The organism is Paenibacillus sp. GM1FR, from assembly GCF_002803315.1.
In the GTDB taxonomy this organism is placed as follows: domain Bacteria; phylum Bacillota; class Bacilli; order Paenibacillales; family Paenibacillaceae; genus Paenibacillus; species Paenibacillus amylolyticus.
The window spans coordinates 126,299-142,116 of sequence record NZ_MKZL01000033.1 but is presented as its reverse complement, the minus strand read 5'-3'; the positions used below and the strand labels follow the sequence as shown (position 1 = coordinate 142,116).

The following is a 15,818-nucleotide window of genomic DNA, read 5'->3' as shown; positions in this document are numbered from 1 at the left end:
CGACATTCTGTATAACAAACGTTTATCGATATCAGATTTATGGTGATCTACGTATTCCATATGTTGAAGCGTGCATAGCCAGGGCATGGGAATCCATTGTATTATCGTGGGGCACATGTTCATCTTCCTTAACTGAGAATTATTATCATTTAAAATAGTGTATACGAAAAAAGAAAGCTCTTCAACCCTGGCTGAAGAACTTTCTTATGGGATCATGCTCGAATCAATTTCATGACTCACTAAAAATGGATTAAGGTCTTATGAAATTGATTCACTTATGGAGTCATTTTTTCCAACAGATCATCAATTTTCATGGAATTTGCTGTAATCGCACCTGATTGCCAATGTGCTCTTTCCATGATATACACCTGATTGTTCTTAACCGCTGGAAGCGACTGCCACAACTTGCTGTCAAGTACCTTCAAAGCTTCCTTGTTCTCAGGGGATGACCATTCTCCATTGGAAGGGAAAATAATAAGATGATCCGCATCAAGTTGCGGGATGGCCTCCTCAGACAAGATTTCCTGATATTCTTCCATCTTGCTAACCAGAGGATGAGGTGTTAGACCAAGCTCGGAATAAATAAATCCGGTAAATCGATTCTTCACACCGAACAACGCCAGTGTGTCATCGTTAACATTCAGCCGGACAACTGCGACAGTCTCGTTTCCAACCGCTTCCTGCAGCTTCGATTTGGCATCTGCAATCTTGGCCTCAAATGCCGTAGCAACTTCTTCACCCTTTTCCGGTTTACCCACAACATCGGCAATGGTTTTCAAAATTTGATTCGAATCCTGCAATACGCTCTCAGGCAGACGATACGTCGGTGCCACCTTGGAATACATCTCATATTTCTCCATATCCACTCCACCATCTACAATGATGAGATCCGGATCATATGCCAACAAAGCTTCAATGCTCCCTGTGGTGTCAAATTGCGGAACATCCAGTCCTAAATAATCCTGTACACCCCACAAAGGATGATACCACTGCACTACAGGTGTAATATCGAGCGCCTTCAGATAATCCTCCACATATATTCCAGCAATCCGCTGTGGTTGAACCGGAATCGTCACATCTCCAAATTCATCCTGTACAACCCGTGTAGCAGGCTCTGTCTCGGTTTCAGTAGTATTTTCTCCAGAAGCTGCACTTTCAGTTGCAGGAGTCTGTTCCGCATTCGTAGCGGTATTTGTACTACATCCTGAAATAACCAGACCCATGAGCAATAATGTGATCGCCCACCCTTTGAAACCTTTAACTAAACCTACCATGTTACCCTTCACCCCTATGTGATCTGTTGATGTAACCGTGAGAACATTTCACATATAATGATTATCATTCTCACCGATTGCTTAGGTGAATTGTACCTTATGCCTCAGCCGACCCACAATGTACATTTGATGCTGTTTTTTTATACAAACGAAAACACCACTGTTGGTCCTCCCCCGCTTATCGCAGGGGCAACCTGCCTTGACGATAACTTTCCAGCAGCTGATCCACAAAGGAATCGTTCGCCGTACCTTGTAACAATGCAGCACCAATTAAACCCATATCATCACTCACATACCCCGCTAACTCAGGTTCGCCGGTGAGAGCTAAAGTCTGTTTAAACGCCTGTTCCCTGCATGCGCGCAGCACCTCTTCTTCAGCTACCGCGGTATCTTGAGCCCATCGTACAAAAGCTTGCATCCACTCGTCAGCAAATGCAGAGGCATCCCTTTCATCCAGGTAAACTTCCACATCCAGTCCTTCGAATGTCTGATGGGTCAAAATCCGTCCTTCGTTAATATCCAACAGTAGCTTCTCCACATCCGTTCTGCTCATTGATCTCCCCTCCAGTTCCTTATCATGTCAAATACATTTCAGGTATAACAAAACGCTTCATCATTCGATTAGGATCGGCTGTAAAATGATCCAATTGAAATCCCTCATATTCACTAAGGATACTTTCAAAGATACGAGCAATCACACCACAATCCGCCAAAGCATTGTGTCTGTGAATTCCATCTGTATTCAAATCGTAATACCGAATCAGAAAATCCGTAGAGACGACCTCGTTAATCTCAGGATGAATGTAAGTAAACATCGCTTTTGTATCCAACACCGGGTTAGTCAACATCGGGAGACCATACTCATCACAATGCCGCTTCAAGATGGGCAGATCATATTCATATCCTGCTTGTGTTACAAGCACGTTATCACCAATGAATTCCTGAAAGTTCTGAAATGCTTCTACGAACGACGGAGCCTCCAACATTTCCTCATTCGAAATGCCTGTTAATTTCGCCACAGCTTCTGGTATAGGTTTGTTCGCACGTGCAAGTGATGAAAATGTTGTATTACATTGTTGTCCTCTTTGGTAATGCATCGCACCAAATTGAGTTACACTCTCCACCACAGGATTAATGCCTGTACCTTCGAGATCAAATATGCAGTACATTCTATCCTGTAATGGAGATACGCTTAGATTTTCAATAAAGTATGTATCAGGCAAAAGCGTAATTTTCATCCGCCAACTCACTCCTCCCCACTATCATTCTGGTTAATGCATTTCTCTTATATAACTCTGTCACTCCCACAATCGGGTGACCTGGACCAACTTTTGCGTTCCATCAAACTGTAACTTATAGATGTCCGGCATCGTAGTCTTCTCCCAGAAATCATAACTGTAGGAAGAATCATAATGTTGTAAAATAAGCGTCATTACATCTCCATGGGTTCCGATGACTACCTTGTGATCCGCATGCCTATCCAAAATTTTCTCGATGACCGCTACTGCTCTTAGGCGAGCCTGTTCACCAGACTCCCCGCCTGAATACGCATACGTAGGATCACGGTACAACTGCTGCTTGGCTTCACGAAAATTATGATGCTTCACATCCGAACTCGACAACTGGCGTTCACGCAGATCTTCCTCCGTCACCACAATTCCACCTGACCAATCTGCCAGAATCTGAATCGTATCTACCGCTCGCCTGTAGGGGCTAGAATAAAACAGTTGAATCTGCTCCCCATGGAGCAGACTGGCAACCGTTCCCGCATCTTGATGACCTTGCTCTGTCAGTCCACGCTCGCGTTCCTGTCCTTCAACATATCGAGACTCCGCATGTCTGACAAAATACAAAAACGTACTGGCCTCACTCATCATCCATCCGCCAACCCTTTTTTCTTCTCAATGACAATCAGGCAGGTACTGTCTGGCAAAGGCGCAGGTTCACCATTTTCCTTCATGAAGATCATTCGTTCTCCAAGTGCTTCCGTGTACCCCTCCTGGAGAAAATGTCGGAACGTAATCATCTCGGCTTGTTCACCCAGCGCTTCTCGAATACAGTTCTCATAGGCTGTCGGCGTGAATATACCGAACTGTTCCTGAATTTCATGCACGTATGCCTCTTCGCCCCACGTATAGGTGTAGAGAAACTCCATTGCATCGTTGATCGGCAATACGACCTCATTGTCTGAGATCCGCTCATATTGAATTGCACGTCCTTGAAAATCCTCTGCATACCGCTCCAGCCAGCGCATCCCATCCGCTTCCAGGAAACGAATCCGGCGCTTCTGCGCCTCCGGCTCACTCATGATCCCATCCCGAATCAGAATTCTTCCTCCAGGTGACAGCACACGAAATGAACTTCTCAGCGCTGCTACAACCGTATCGGAATTAAATCTTCGACCTTCCAGTTCAATATATGAATATAATTCATGCAGAATGGATGAAAAAATAACCGTATCCACTGTGCCCGGCTGCACATATTGCTCCAGTTGCAGGGCATCGCCCTTCATCACTTGCCAGCGATGTCCCTCACGCTGTTTTTTGCGTTCCAGCGCTTCAATGACATTGGCTGAGATATCGATACCAATCGGCCCCACTTCCGGTTTTTCCTGCTCAATCAGATCCAGCAGAATTCCTCCACCTGGACCGATGTCCAATACCCGTTTACCAACGATATAGTCGAGCAGTACTTTTTTGTAATCACCGGAGCTGTTCATATCGGACAAATACGTCTCTTCGTTGTGGAAACGGTCATACGCATCCCGACGCAATCCGAACAGGTCAAATAACAGCAGTACAGCCTTATCGTATAACGGCGACTTTTCCGCTTCAATACAGAATGCAATCAGTTTCTCCGCCGCTGGAGAAAATTCAAAGGTCACGAATAATGTATCCGGCAGATCCGTATGACGTTCAATGCGATGGGTTAGATGAGGATAGACGATCTGCTCCCCTGCCACAATCTGTTCCCACGCATACTGTTCCAAATATTTTTCAATCATTCGTTTCTTGTAAATATTGAGCTTCTTGACGCCCTTGTAGTCGTAATACATTGTATTCATCAATGGTTCGAAGCTGATATGACGAACGATTTCAGATCGACTCTCCATGGATGTGGGATGCATACTTTCGCTGCGAAGCGTCAACAGGAACACTTTCACCATCTCCTGCAGCGAAAAATCCTGCATGGCCGACTCCACATACCATAATGTGCGATGAGCCAGCGGAGCCAGCGCCTGTTCTACATCCAGTTCCGTTTGGAGCCTGGCATAAGCCGTATCCATAGCTTCTCCTTGCCGAATGGATGAACTTCTTAAGCGGGATAACCGTTCCTTCACGCTCCAGTCCTTATGATTCGGTCCAGTGATAATCCAGCCTACAATTCGCTGTACCTCAGCCTGAACCTGATTCCATAACGCTCGATCAACGCCTGCAATAATGCACTCATTTAATGCCATCAGTATGGTGTGCAATTCATCTGTAGTGAGCCATCCTTTGACGATCAAGCCGTGAAGCGGAGCATTTTCGGCAAATGGAATCTCACCCCGTATGTATTGACCAATAAGTCCATGTGTAGCAATTAGAGTACGTATAATCTCATGCCTTGGAGTGTGTGTATTCAGCGCATCATGCTCGCTTATATCCACATTCTTACTTAAGGCATCGCCCGGAGAACCAGGTTGATTTATACTCGTCTCTTTGGTCTTACCGATGTCATTATCCAGGTGCTCTGCCACTGCGTATAAGTCATATAACTGAGCGGACCCCACATTGTGTACAAACAAGTTAACGCCCTGCTTTTGCCATACCCGCCGTTGCTCCCGTGATCCGGCCTTCGCCGTCTCTGACCAGATTAATACGTCTTCCAGAATTTCTCGCACCCAAAAAGAAACCTGAAGCTCCTCCAGTACGTGAAGTGTACGCTCGGTGTAGTCCAGCACCGGATTTGTGCCCTCAAGTTCGGCAATGGAATGAATGCGTTCGAGGTTAATATGGGGTTTCTCCGCTGCTGCCAGCAGTTGCAGCCATAGCTGCTGGGCTTCCGGCGTATTACCTGACTTGTATGATTGTATGGCCTTTAATGAATGCAGCATGAATATGTCCCCTCTCTTTCTCTACCCTTTTTATATAATATAGTTAGATTCGTTTATAGATTTTAAACTATTGTATAACTGGCTCTGTATCCTCCGGTAAAGTACCACTCATTAATATTACCCAGCTTCGAGCCACATCACCCGTAGGATCACCCGACATACCAGTCATCCAATCGATGACCCAGTATTGGTCGCCGGCCTCACTGAGCATAACATTATCGGGGTGAAAATCGCCATGACAGATCTGCTGTTAATCAGACAATGTTTTATTCTTTCTGGACGACATCGAGTGGAAGATCCATTTTATATAAGGTGCTCGAATCGTGAGGCGTTCCGTATGGAAGCTCTCGGGTATCGTTAACATAATCGGATTAAATGAAGATGAACCAATCATATATACATCTACTCCTCCACCTGAAATATGGAATCAATGATCAGCGGTAAATTATCCCTTACGGACACTGCACCGAGTACTGAACGAGCGTGTACCCCCTGATCCCCAAATACCTCCATCATCAAATCCGAGAATCCATTCAGCACTTTATGATGCTCCTGATACGAAGCGGACGCATTAATGAATCCCTGCACTTTAACCACTCTCTTCACCCGATCCAGTGAACCCAACACATCTCGAACGACAGCAAGCACCTCCAGTCCAGCATTCCGGGCAAAATCATACCCCTGCTCTGTTGTGAAGTCTGATCCCAGTTTGCCGCGTTCGGAGGTATCCGGTCCTTTCCCGGATACATACATGATTCCATTCACAATAACGGCATTAGCGTATTTCGCTGCGGGGGCGCTTGCCTGTGGCAAAATGATCCCCAGTTCATTTAATCTCGCTTCAATCATCGTATATTCTCTCCCTCTTTTAGGGTCCTCACGGAACCCGATTCCTTGTATTCCTGCCTATAAACTCTTGGTGATACCTGAACGGTACGTTTGAACATCTTGCCAAAATGAGAGAAGTTACTGAACCCCGCAAGCCAGGCGATGTCTGTAATGGATTCTTCACTTTCTCGCAGTAAACGCTGTGCTTCCTTCACCCGTAACAGATTCAGATAATCACTGAAGGTAAATCCCGTCGTTTGTTTGAACAATCGACTCAGATAATGCGGACTAATGCGAAACATGCCCGCCACCTCCGGTAATATCAGTGGTTTCTGATAGTTCTCATTCAGGTAACGTACAACTGCCTGTGTCTTGGGATGAAGAACCGGCTCACGATCATCAGAGCTTAACCTGCCCAGGTGTTGATTACGATAGGCATGGAGCAACAATTCAACAGCCCGGTGACGGAGCAACAGGTTGCTTCCAGGTTGAGGACGAAGCATTTCATCCACCATTTCGCTAACCATCCGTTCTAGAACCTCAGTGACTTGAGATGGAAACCTTACAATAGGAATCTCCCAACAGAAGGGTTCCTTCAAGCCTTCAACTAACTCGGGGGAAATAGCTATGGCTGCAAAAAGCTCAGGCTTCAAATACAGCACCATCCGTTCATGGTCAGGCATGCCACTCTCCAATGTTTTATGAACCGTATTTCGGTCAACAAACACCAGATCACCAGCCTTTACCCGATAGGTCCGGTCCTTAATGAAATAGATGCGCTCACCAGACAACAGGTAATACAACTCATAATGATCATGCAGGTGGTCATCCGTCATCGAGAAATATCCAATGCGACGATCATATTCGATGTGCAGTAAATCCGAGGGATCATGAAAATCTGCACTGAAAGGTTCTGTCATGTCGCCCTCTCTCCTTTCCATAAATTATAGCAAAATATGCGGCATTTGAAAGCGGTTACGCATAAAATGCGGCGAAAGAAGTACTCCCTTGTTATAGGCTAGAGCTATATTCAAGGAGGCGATAGACATGAGTAACAAGAAACGTTATGTATTAGTCGGAACTGGCGGCCGCGCCGAATTTTTTTATGGTGCTTTGACCCGGGATTATAGGGATACATCCGAGCTTGTCGGCTTTTGCGATATAAATCAAGTCCGCATGAACTACGCGAATCAACTATTGAAGGAAAAGTACGAGTATCCTGAGGTACCCACTTATCCTGCAGATCAGTTTGATCAGATGATTGAGAACGAGAAGCCTGACTATGTCATCGTAACCAGTGTTGACCGCACCCATCACAAGTACATCATTCGTGCGATGGAACTGGGTTGTGACGTTGTCACCGAAAAACCGATGACCATCGATGAGGAGAAATGTCAGGAGATTCTGGATGCTGTCAAGCGGACTGGCCAGAACGTAAGAGTCACCTTTAACTACCGTTATGCACCGCACCATACTAAGATTCGAGAACTTATTCTGAATGATACCATCGGGAAAGTCACTTCCGTTCACTTTGAATGGCTGCTGAATACCCGCCACGGGGCAGATTATTTCCGCCGTTGGCATCGGGACAAGCGTAATAGCGGCGGATTACTCGTGCACAAATCCACCCATCACTTCGATTTGGTGAATTTCTGGATTGGTTCGCAACCGGATACCGTGTTTGCATTTGGTGATCTGATGTATTACGGCAGAGAAAATGCAGAAGAACGAGGTGTAACGCAATTCTACAACCGGGCAACCGGCAACCCGATCGCAAAGGATGATCCTTTTGCACTGCATTTGGATTCAGACGCACATATGAAGTCCATGTATCTGGATGCCGAATCGGAAGATGGTTACCAGCGCGATCAGAGCGTATTTGGGGATGGCATCAACATTGAGGATACGATGGGTGTTCTTGTGAAGTATCGGAACAAAGCGATTCTGACGTACTCCCTCGTCGCCTACCAGCCATGGGAAGGTTACCGCATTGCCATTAATGGCACCAAAGGCCGGATTGAGATGAACATTGTGGAGCAATCCTATGTCAACTCATTGGGTGACAAGAGTAAAGAAGGTGCATTGATCGGTAAAACGTTGCGGGTTCTTCCAATGTTTGATGCGCCATATGAGGTTGAAGTGGAAGAAAAAGCAGGTGGACATGGCGGAGGTGACCCGGTTCTGCTGAATGATCTGTTTGGAGAGCCTGTTGAAGATCCGTATCATCGCGCTGCTAACCACGTGGACGGTGCCAGATCCATTCTGACGGGTATTGCTGCCAATCGCGCCATCGCGACGGGTTTGCCTGTCAACGTCAATAATCTGGTTCGTTTCTAAGTCCCCCAGGTCTGCACTACATTATTAATTTCATTTAAAGGCTGCGCATATCACGCAGTCTTTTTTATACTTTTATAATTAATCTGCACGCAAGTCGACTCGGACTTCTATAACGGGACCGTTCGTATTTTTGAATCGAATCAATAAGCAGACGCTGTGAGGAGGAACATATGACAGAAGAGATATTAAATCGGCTGCGCAACATTTCGATGATGGATCAAGTTCAGCCAGTTAAACCGGAAGATCAGCAGTTATTACAAGAATGGCATGCGTCGGGTATCCGGTTTGCGGCATCGGGCGGACAACTGGAAGCTACGTATTATGCAGCGGTGGAGAATTTGCTTGCTTGTATCCTGCCCATGGGAGACAACGACCCTATTTTACAAGAAGGTGGCATCTATCTGGGATGTTGGTTAGAGAGCACAGGTACCATCAATGCGCAGCTGCTGTCTCGCCTGCTGCCTTCCGTGTCCGAAACAACGTACCTCGCATTTGCCAAGCAGCAAAGAGCAGATGGATTGCTCCCGTATAAACTCACGGCAAACGGACCCTCTTTCCGGCAAATCCAGTTGGTCACTCCGCTGGCACGCAGTGTATGGAACCACTATCAGCTTCATGGCAATCATGGGAAGCAGTCGCCTTTCCTGAACACGATGTATAAGGCTATGGTTCGTTACGATGAGTGGATTGCACGCAACCGTGATACCCGAGGAACTGGCTGTGTAGAGGCCTTCAGTACGTTTGACACCGGACATGACTTATCCCCGCGATTCTGGCATGTTCCGGATACACCTTATATGAATGATGCTTCTGCCTATCATCCGGATTCTCCGATTCTGCCTTTTCTGGCACCGGATCTGACCGCCAATATCTATTGTCAGCGCATGTATCTGTCCCGTATGGCTGAAGAACTGGGAGAATCGGGAACGGATTGGAAAGCAAAAGCCGAGTCTAGCCTGGAAAGTCTCTTCCGTTATTGTTACGACGAACAGGATATGTTCTTCTATGATCGGGATCGCAATGACGAATTGGTCCGAGTCCAATCTGATGTGTTGCTCCGCGTAATGGCCTGCGAGGTGGGCGACCGTGAATTGTTCGATAACCTACTGCATCGCTACCTGTTGAATACAAGCAAGTTTTTTGCTAAATACCCGTTTACATCGATTTCGATGGATGATCCCAGATTTGATCCCTTTTCCTCCTATAACAGCTGGGGAGGGGCATCCAATTTTCTAAGTCTGATTCGGGCACCTCACGCATTCGAGTATCATCATCGATATGTGGAGCTAACCTGGGTAATGCAGCCAATCTTGTCCGCTCTATCCAAAGATAAACGATTTGGTCAGGTACTAAGCCCATGGACGGGAGAACAAGGTTTTACCGAGACGTACTCACCCTCCATCCTCTGTCTCCTCGATTATGTGGAGCGATTATGCGGAATTATGCCTGTTGGATCGAATCAGCTCTGGTTTACCGGACTGCTCCCCATCGACATGGATCATGGTGAGATCGTATCTGGCAACACGGCTTATAGCCGAAAAGTCAACGGAGTAGGATATGAATTGGTCAACACCCCTGATCGCATGACGGTATATCTGGAAGGCAAGGTTCATCTGGACGGCCCGTCAGGGATTCGGCTTGTAACGGATCATAGTGGGCATCTGGAGGTAGTCATCGGAATGAGCGTTCGCACCGTTGAGGGAGAGCTCTTCTATCAAGGAGAGTGCATCCCAATTCGGATCAAAGGAAATGAAATGCAGCGTTACGCTGATGGAAGTTTGAGCACCGAGCGCGATATTGGCATCATCCATCCTACGTATCGTTAATTGTTTGTATGCAAAAAGCGCAAGTTGCCGAGGTTTACTTCCCCTGCACTTGCGCGTTTACATTCTTTATTTCTTATTCATAAGGACACAAGATAGAAAAATTGACTACTACTTCGGAAATCATTCTCTCTCTGGTTACAGAGGAGATGACTTTCACCTTACACCTTCCGGTTCCACGCCGGGTGACGATAAAATTCAATCGTATCAATATAATTTACCGTGAACTGCTGTTCCACATCCGACAAGTTCAACAGTTTGCGGTCGATTTGCTTCATCCCCATGACCACATCATGCCTTAGCAGGTCCATCGCAATTTTGCCTACAAATCCGCCTTCCATCTCTTTATGCTTGGTACGAAACTCTTCATTGTAGATCAGTTCAGGTGTGAATGCCGCTTCGACGAAAGCATTAACGAGCGTAAGCTCATTGCCCTCGATCTGCACTGCTAGATAATAATTGCCACGCTCATCCTTAATGAGGTCTTTATACATCTCTACGATCATGTGAATCACTCCTCTATTATAAAAGAAACCCCGTTAGCCTTAACGAACATGGGCTATCAAACGTACACCTTCCGACCCCGTTCCTTCATATACTAGGTACAAATGGCGAACGGAGGAATACTTATGAGCTGGCAGCATCTCCATACTGGAAAAACACTTCAGCAGCGCCTGGCAGAACTCCAGGGGCACCTTGCAGAACTGAATACTCCACTCTCCGGGTTGGAACCGGGACGTATTCGTCGTGTCTATCCAAGGCAGTTTATCAAAGTAAACCGGCAGTTATTCATTCCACTTAGTCTGAATTCCATTCGGGTATTCGATATTCCTCGAACACGGCGAGGCGTCAGAGTGGGAATCCGCACGACTTTCCCTTCCAGGAATGCATTTAACAATATCAGACTTGTGGGCGTGGGACTGGATTATCTTGAACTCCAGGGAAAAGGCAGAGTCCCTTCCCGTATATTATTTCCTCTCTCCAGCGTCGAGTCGATCTATCGGCCAACCACCGGAAGAAAAAACCTGAAACGGCCTTGTAGACGGAAGTAAAGCTGGTTCTTTTCGCAAGCCATACAATGGTTCCCAAATGTCTGCATACGGGTGCTCCCTTCCAATATATAATTATAACCCATGCAACCACTTATCTGCTGAAGAATCATTTTATGTCAAAAAGCGGTGAGAACAGAACTGCTTCTGTATCTCACCGCTCAGCCAGTTACGGATCAAGCTTACCCTTCACATGTGTACATCAGATGCCTGTCCATACATCCTTGGCATAACGACCTTCCTGCTGAAGCTGATTAAGCCAATCTTCTGCTTGCTTCGCGGATTTGCCATGAATATCAGCGTATGCCTGCTGGAGTGTAGCTTCCACATCAGGTGCCATCTTGCTGCCATCACCGCAGATATACAGATGCGCACCCTCTTCAAACAAAGGAATCAGATGACGGGCATCGTCTCTCATCAGATGTTGTACATAACATTTCTCCTCCCCATCTACACGGGAGAAGGCCGTATGAAGTTTCACAAGCCCTTCTTGCTGGGCTGCTTCCAATTCATTTTTGTACAGATAATCATGCTCGGGATTCCGGCATCCAAAGTACAGGTGGGCTTCGCCAACCTCACGACCTTGTTCCTTCAATACGTGCCTTGCCTGCAAGAAACCTCGGAATGGAGCAACACCTGTACCCGGACCTACCATGATAACGGGAACCTGTGCATCCTCCGGCAGTTGGAAGCCGGATTCCGGTGTCCGCGTGAACATGACGATCTCGTCACCCGGTTTCAGGTTAGCCAGATAGTTGGACGCAATTCCTTTGTATTCTCCCTGCCCACTCCATGCAGGGGCACGCACAACACTAACCGTAATACTCGCTTGATCGGGCTGAACACGTGGTGAACTGGAGATCGAATAATATCTGGCTTTTAGTGAAGGCAATAATTCAAGGAAACGCTCAAACGGCAATTCACATGCCTCATATTTCTCCAGATAATCCAGCATGGAGATCCGTTTGTTCCGAACTTCATCCATATACACAGATTCATCAAGCAGCGCTTCAAGTTCTTTCTTATGCGGTGGACATACGGTGTATGCTGCCATTTCTCTCAACTGCGCACGAGTTGCCGCCTCCTGAAGCTCAACGCTATGACTGAGCAGATCATAGAGGTTCACCGGTTGTTGCAGCGGTAGATGCGCGGCACTCCGACCGGATGCATCCAGAACAAGATGCTCCGTTCCGGTGAATCCATAACGACGCAATACACGTTCCACAAGTTCCGGTGGATTCTGTGGCAGAATGCCCAGATGATCCCCTTCCTTGTAGGTTATGCCTTCAGGCAATTTAATCTCCAGGTGACGTGTGCTTCGTTCACTGCCCGCGTCGTGAAGCTCCCTGTTCTCAAGTACTTCTGCCACATGTGCATCATACGTATCCGCAAGCGGTGTTACGGCGAGCCCACTGACAAACTGTACAGATAGGGAACTGCGTTCGCTATTGGAGCTTGTGTTCAGTTTCAGTCCCATCGTTCGTGCGAGATCTGGCCATAATTGCTCTGTCCAATCCCCCACCTGTTTCTCGAAATCTCCACTGGCATCTGACTCACCCAGCGGTGATAACCGCTCTGCTCCTCTGGAAGATAACTGTTCATCTATTAAACGCGGAATACGCTGATAGGTGCTGGCCCAGTTGTGGTCACCGCATCCAAGAACGGCGAAACGCACTCCTTTGAATTCATTCGCATCTGCATGTTCGATCCACTCGACAAACATCTTGGCATTACTTGGCGGCTGACCATTATAGGATGCACTGACAATAATGACGGCACCCTCCTTTGGCAGTTTGCCAACACGATCATCCAGCGTAGCAACCTCACTCCGGAAACCCTGATATCTGGCGGTATCTGCAATTTCACGTGCAATGCCTTCAGCGGTACCCAGATTGGAACCGTACAGAACAAGCATCGGTGTGTGGTGGGCATTGGTTGCATCCGGCTCCGTTCTTTTGGCAACCGGCTTTGGTTCTTCAACCGCTACACCCGGAACGGCCATGACTGGCTGCCCACCACGCGCACGTACACGAATTGTGAAGTTATCCGGTTTAAGCGTCAGCGTTTCTTTCACTTTTAACTGATAATCCGAATGATCTATGAAGTCAAAATGCTTCAACACCATGCCCAGTACCAGCGTTGCTTCCTGAAGTGCAAACTGCTGACCAATGCAGGCCCGTTGACCGTTACCAAAAGGTTTATAGGCATCATGCGGCACTTTGCTCGGATCTTCGAACCGTTCCGGGCGGAATTCCTCGACATCGTCTCCCCAGGCTTCGCGGTCACGATGCAGCTTGGGAATAAGTACACTGACGCTGTCTCCTTTTTGCAAAGGATATTGACCCGCAAGTACCGTGTCCTCTTTTGCATACAGGGAAAATGCCGGGGCCGTAGGCCATAACCGCAGTGCTTCATTCAAAACCATGCGAACATACTTCAGATTGCGAACCTGGTTGTACGTGGGAACCGGATCTTTCAGAATCTGATCCACCTCAGCTTGTGCTTTAGCCAGCGTATCCGGATTCTTCATCAGATAATAAACGGCGAAGGATAACAGTCCACTTGTGGTCTCATGTCCAGCAATCAGGAATGTAATAATCTGATAACGGATATTCTCATCATCCAGCGTTTCTCCTGTCTCTGGGTCCTTGCCGCTGAGCATATGGGACAACAGATCATCTGCGCCTTCCTGCGGTTTCTCTTTGCGTTCGGCAATAATGTGATCCACCAACGAGAACATGGAACGGATATCCTGTTCAAACTGTTTCTTTTTGGTGATCATCAGCTTGTCTTGCAGACGCAGTCGCTGCAATGAACTCATGGATTCGTCCAACGCACGAACCATGCTCGTAATGAATGGATGTGGTTCTTCCCGATAGAAGCTGTTAAACCGATAGTTGAACCCACACAGGCCAATCGTGTCGAGCGTAAGACGTGTCATATCATCCGGAACGTTAACCGTCTCATCCGGGTTCAATCGTGACCATTTCTGAACCAGCTGCACAGCCAGATCAATCATTTTGTTGTGATATCCCTGCATCGCACGTTGACTGAAACTTGGCAGCAGTACGTTATGGGCTTTTTTCCAATTCGGCTCCTCGGTCCAACTCGTAAATAGCCCATCTCCTGCAAAAGCACGAACCTTCGCAAGGGGTGCCCACACCCGTTTGTCGAATTTGGATTCATCTGTTACCTCAGCGACCAGTTTGTGACCGGAAATATACAATTCACTCCGCCCCGGGTATTCCATACGAAAGATCGGTCCATATTCTTCAGCCAGTTTCACCAAAGATTGCACCGGCTCTTCAAAGTTCAATTGCGGCAAGTTGCCCAGTGGGCCAAATGTTTTTGGTTGAGGCACTGAAATTGGTGGCATGACACTCACTCCTTCTTTCCAAGTTAAGAGTTCTACAACTAAAAAATAATGACTTGATTTACAGACGCGATTACACTTACTCTTCAGATCAACAGATTCAAGTTATTTTTTGCACATTTTCATATTTCATCCAGACAACGATAAAACCACAATAGAACTAACTGACCAAAATGGTATATTGGTCATTTTTGATTAAAAAAAATGGAGGCCTTCGTTATCTTCTTTTACCCTAACATTTCCAGTTCTAATCTTCAACAGTCCCAAAGTCATAGGACCTCAGGACAGGGATTAGGGTATACTTATGATTTCTTCAACAAATTCTGAATAACTGACTCCATCTCTAATGGAGCTACTGTCGTTTCATAACGGCCATGGACGTTCCCACTGCGATCAATCAGGAATTTGGTGAAATTCCATTTGATGCCGTCACCTTGATACAATTCTGGATGCTTCTCCTTCACAAAGGTGTCCATCCACTGTCCTTCCTTCGTGTTCAGATCATAACCTTGAAATGGCGCTTCTTCAATCAGATAACGGAACAACGGATGCATCGATCGCCCAACGACCTCAATTTTCTTCAAGATCGGAAAGGATATCTGAAACTGACTTCTGCAATACTCGGCTACCTCAGTGTTATTCCCAGGTTCTTTGTCGTTAAACTGGTTGCATGGAAACGCCAGAATCTCTAGCCCCTGATCACCATATTTCTCATACATCTGCTGAAGTTCACTGAATTGCCGGGAGTAGCTACACCGACTTGCTGTATTCACAATAAGCAGAACCTTCCCTTTAAAAGCAGAAAAATCACCGTTGTGTCCATCCATAAACGGAACTTGGTAAGAAAATATACTCATCTGTATTCATCCTCCTCTTTCTCTTTTATATCTCATATGAACTCTCTCTTGAAATGGATTATACACCTCCATTATTAATAGGTGAAATATATAATTAATATAATTTTAATAGCTTTTAACTATAGTAGGTAAAATAAAAAACTGTCCTTAGCAGTTAAATCCTGCATCTCGGACAGTTATC

14 protein-coding genes are annotated in these 15,818 nt (G+C 46.5%); 3 read left to right on the top strand and 11 right to left on the bottom strand.

Annotation, left to right across the window (positions count from 1 at the left end; genetic code table 11):
* Positions 1–275: 275 nt before the first annotated feature.
* The 8 genes from PAEAM_RS20840 to PAEAM_RS20805 all read right to left on the bottom strand — a co-directional run bounded on the left by PAEAM_RS20840 (position 276) and on the right by PAEAM_RS20805 (position 7,118).
* Entirely contained in the window at positions 276–1,274 is a 999-nt protein-coding gene (locus PAEAM_RS20840; RefSeq protein ID WP_100528819.1) for an ABC transporter substrate-binding protein, read from the bottom strand.
* A 178-nt stretch (positions 1,275–1,452) separates the two neighbouring features.
* A complete protein-coding gene (locus PAEAM_RS20835; protein ID WP_100528818.1) occupies positions 1,453–1,827 on the bottom strand; it encodes a hypothetical protein in 375 nt (124 codons plus the stop codon).
* A gap of 22 nt (positions 1,828–1,849) precedes the next feature.
* The gene (locus tag PAEAM_RS20830; RefSeq protein ID WP_100528817.1) at positions 1,850–2,512 is read right to left on the bottom strand and encodes a 3'-5' exonuclease; all 663 of its coding nucleotides are present in this window, start codon (positions 2,510–2,512) and stop codon (positions 1,850–1,852) included.
* Between the two features lie 60 nt (positions 2,513–2,572).
* Positions 2,573–3,151 carry a histidine phosphatase family protein gene (locus PAEAM_RS20825; RefSeq protein WP_243391422.1) on the bottom strand — a complete coding sequence of 193 codons (579 nt, stop codon included), beginning with the start codon at positions 3,149–3,151 and terminating at the stop codon, positions 2,573–2,575.
* Entirely contained in the window at positions 3,148–5,370 is a 2,223-nt protein-coding gene (locus PAEAM_RS20820; protein ID WP_100528816.1) for a class I SAM-dependent methyltransferase, read from the bottom strand. The genes PAEAM_RS20825 and PAEAM_RS20820 overlap by 4 nt, the downstream gene beginning before the upstream one ends.
* Before the next feature lie 67 nt (positions 5,371–5,437).
* The gene (locus PAEAM_RS20815; RefSeq protein WP_279303100.1) at positions 5,438–5,614 is read right to left on the bottom strand and encodes an aminoglycoside phosphotransferase family protein; all 177 of its coding nucleotides are present in this window, start codon (positions 5,612–5,614) and stop codon (positions 5,438–5,440) included.
* 158 nt (positions 5,615–5,772) lie between these two features.
* Entirely contained in the window at positions 5,773–6,219 is a 447-nt protein-coding gene (locus PAEAM_RS20810) for a RidA family protein (RefSeq protein ID WP_036608804.1), read from the bottom strand.
* Positions 6,216–7,118: an AraC family transcriptional regulator gene (locus tag PAEAM_RS20805; protein ID WP_100528814.1), complete on the bottom strand. Its 903-nt coding sequence runs from the start codon at positions 7,116–7,118 to the stop codon at positions 6,216–6,218. Before PAEAM_RS20805 ends, PAEAM_RS20810 begins: the two co-directional genes overlap by 4 nt.
* 127 nt (positions 7,119–7,245) lie before the next feature.
* Here PAEAM_RS20805 and PAEAM_RS20800 point away from each other — a divergent pair, with 127 nt between their 5' ends.
* A complete protein-coding gene (locus PAEAM_RS20800) occupies positions 7,246–8,535 on the top strand; it encodes a Gfo/Idh/MocA family oxidoreductase (protein WP_036608810.1) in 1,290 nt (429 codons plus the stop codon).
* A gap of 170 nt (positions 8,536–8,705) precedes the next feature.
* Positions 8,706–10,361: an MGH1-like glycoside hydrolase domain-containing protein gene (locus PAEAM_RS20795; RefSeq protein WP_100528813.1), complete on the top strand. Its 1,656-nt coding sequence runs from the start codon at positions 8,706–8,708 to the stop codon at positions 10,359–10,361.
* A gap of 158 nt (positions 10,362–10,519) precedes the next feature.
* On the opposite strand, the gene PAEAM_RS20790 is transcribed toward PAEAM_RS20795, so the two are convergent.
* Positions 10,520–10,864, bottom strand: a complete 345-nt coding sequence (locus PAEAM_RS20790) for a hypothetical protein (protein ID WP_047842639.1) — start codon at positions 10,862–10,864, stop codon at positions 10,520–10,522.
* Between the two features lie 123 nt (positions 10,865–10,987).
* Here PAEAM_RS20790 and PAEAM_RS20785 point away from each other — a divergent pair, with 123 nt between their 5' ends.
* Positions 10,988–11,410, top strand: a complete 423-nt coding sequence (locus PAEAM_RS20785) for a hypothetical protein (protein WP_036608832.1) — start codon at positions 10,988–10,990, stop codon at positions 11,408–11,410.
* 199 nt (positions 11,411–11,609) lie between these two features.
* Here the strand turns inward: PAEAM_RS20785 and PAEAM_RS20780 are convergent, their stop codons facing one another.
* A complete protein-coding gene (locus PAEAM_RS20780) occupies positions 11,610–14,783 on the bottom strand; it encodes a bifunctional cytochrome P450/NADPH--P450 reductase (protein WP_100528812.1) in 3,174 nt (1,057 codons plus the stop codon).
* A gap of 299 nt (positions 14,784–15,082) precedes the next feature.
* Complete coding sequence (locus PAEAM_RS20775) at positions 15,083–15,637, bottom strand: glutathione peroxidase (RefSeq protein ID WP_100528811.1); 555 nt, start codon at positions 15,635–15,637, stop codon at positions 15,083–15,085.
* Positions 15,638–15,818 lie beyond the last annotated feature (181 nt).

Excerpts from the sequence above, each read along its gene's own strand:
- PAEAM_RS20840 (WP_100528819.1), bottom strand. The coding sequence starts at position 1,274 with ATGGTAGGTTTAGTTAAAGGTTTCAAAGGGTGGGCGATCACATTATTG.
- PAEAM_RS20835 (WP_100528818.1), bottom strand. The coding sequence starts at position 1,827 with ATGAGCAGAACGGATGTGGAGAAGCTACTGTTGGATATTAACGAAGGA.
- PAEAM_RS20830 (WP_100528817.1), bottom strand. The coding sequence starts at position 2,512 with ATGAAAATTACGCTTTTGCCTGATACATACTTTATTGAAAATCTAAGC.
- PAEAM_RS20825 (WP_243391422.1), bottom strand. The coding sequence starts at position 3,151 with ATGATGAGTGAGGCCAGTACGTTTTTGTATTTTGTCAGACATGCGGAG.
- PAEAM_RS20820 (WP_100528816.1), bottom strand. The coding sequence starts at position 5,370 with ATGCTGCATTCATTAAAGGCCATACAATCATACAAGTCAGGTAATACG.
- PAEAM_RS20810 (WP_036608804.1), bottom strand. The coding sequence starts at position 6,219 with ATGATTGAAGCGAGATTAAATGAACTGGGGATCATTTTGCCACAGGCA.
- PAEAM_RS20805 (WP_100528814.1), bottom strand. The coding sequence starts at position 7,118 with ATGACAGAACCTTTCAGTGCAGATTTTCATGATCCCTCGGATTTACTG.
- PAEAM_RS20800 (WP_036608810.1), top strand. The coding sequence starts at position 7,246 with ATGAGTAACAAGAAACGTTATGTATTAGTCGGAACTGGCGGCCGCGCC.
- PAEAM_RS20795 (WP_100528813.1), top strand. The coding sequence starts at position 8,706 with ATGACAGAAGAGATATTAAATCGGCTGCGCAACATTTCGATGATGGAT.
- PAEAM_RS20790 (WP_047842639.1), bottom strand. The coding sequence starts at position 10,864 with ATGATCGTAGAGATGTATAAAGACCTCATTAAGGATGAGCGTGGCAAT.
- PAEAM_RS20785 (WP_036608832.1), top strand. The coding sequence starts at position 10,988 with ATGAGCTGGCAGCATCTCCATACTGGAAAAACACTTCAGCAGCGCCTG.
- PAEAM_RS20780 (WP_100528812.1), bottom strand. The coding sequence starts at position 14,783 with ATGCCACCAATTTCAGTGCCTCAACCAAAAACATTTGGCCCACTGGGC.
- PAEAM_RS20775 (WP_100528811.1), bottom strand. The coding sequence starts at position 15,637 with ATGAGTATATTTTCTTACCAAGTTCCGTTTATGGATGGACACAACGGT.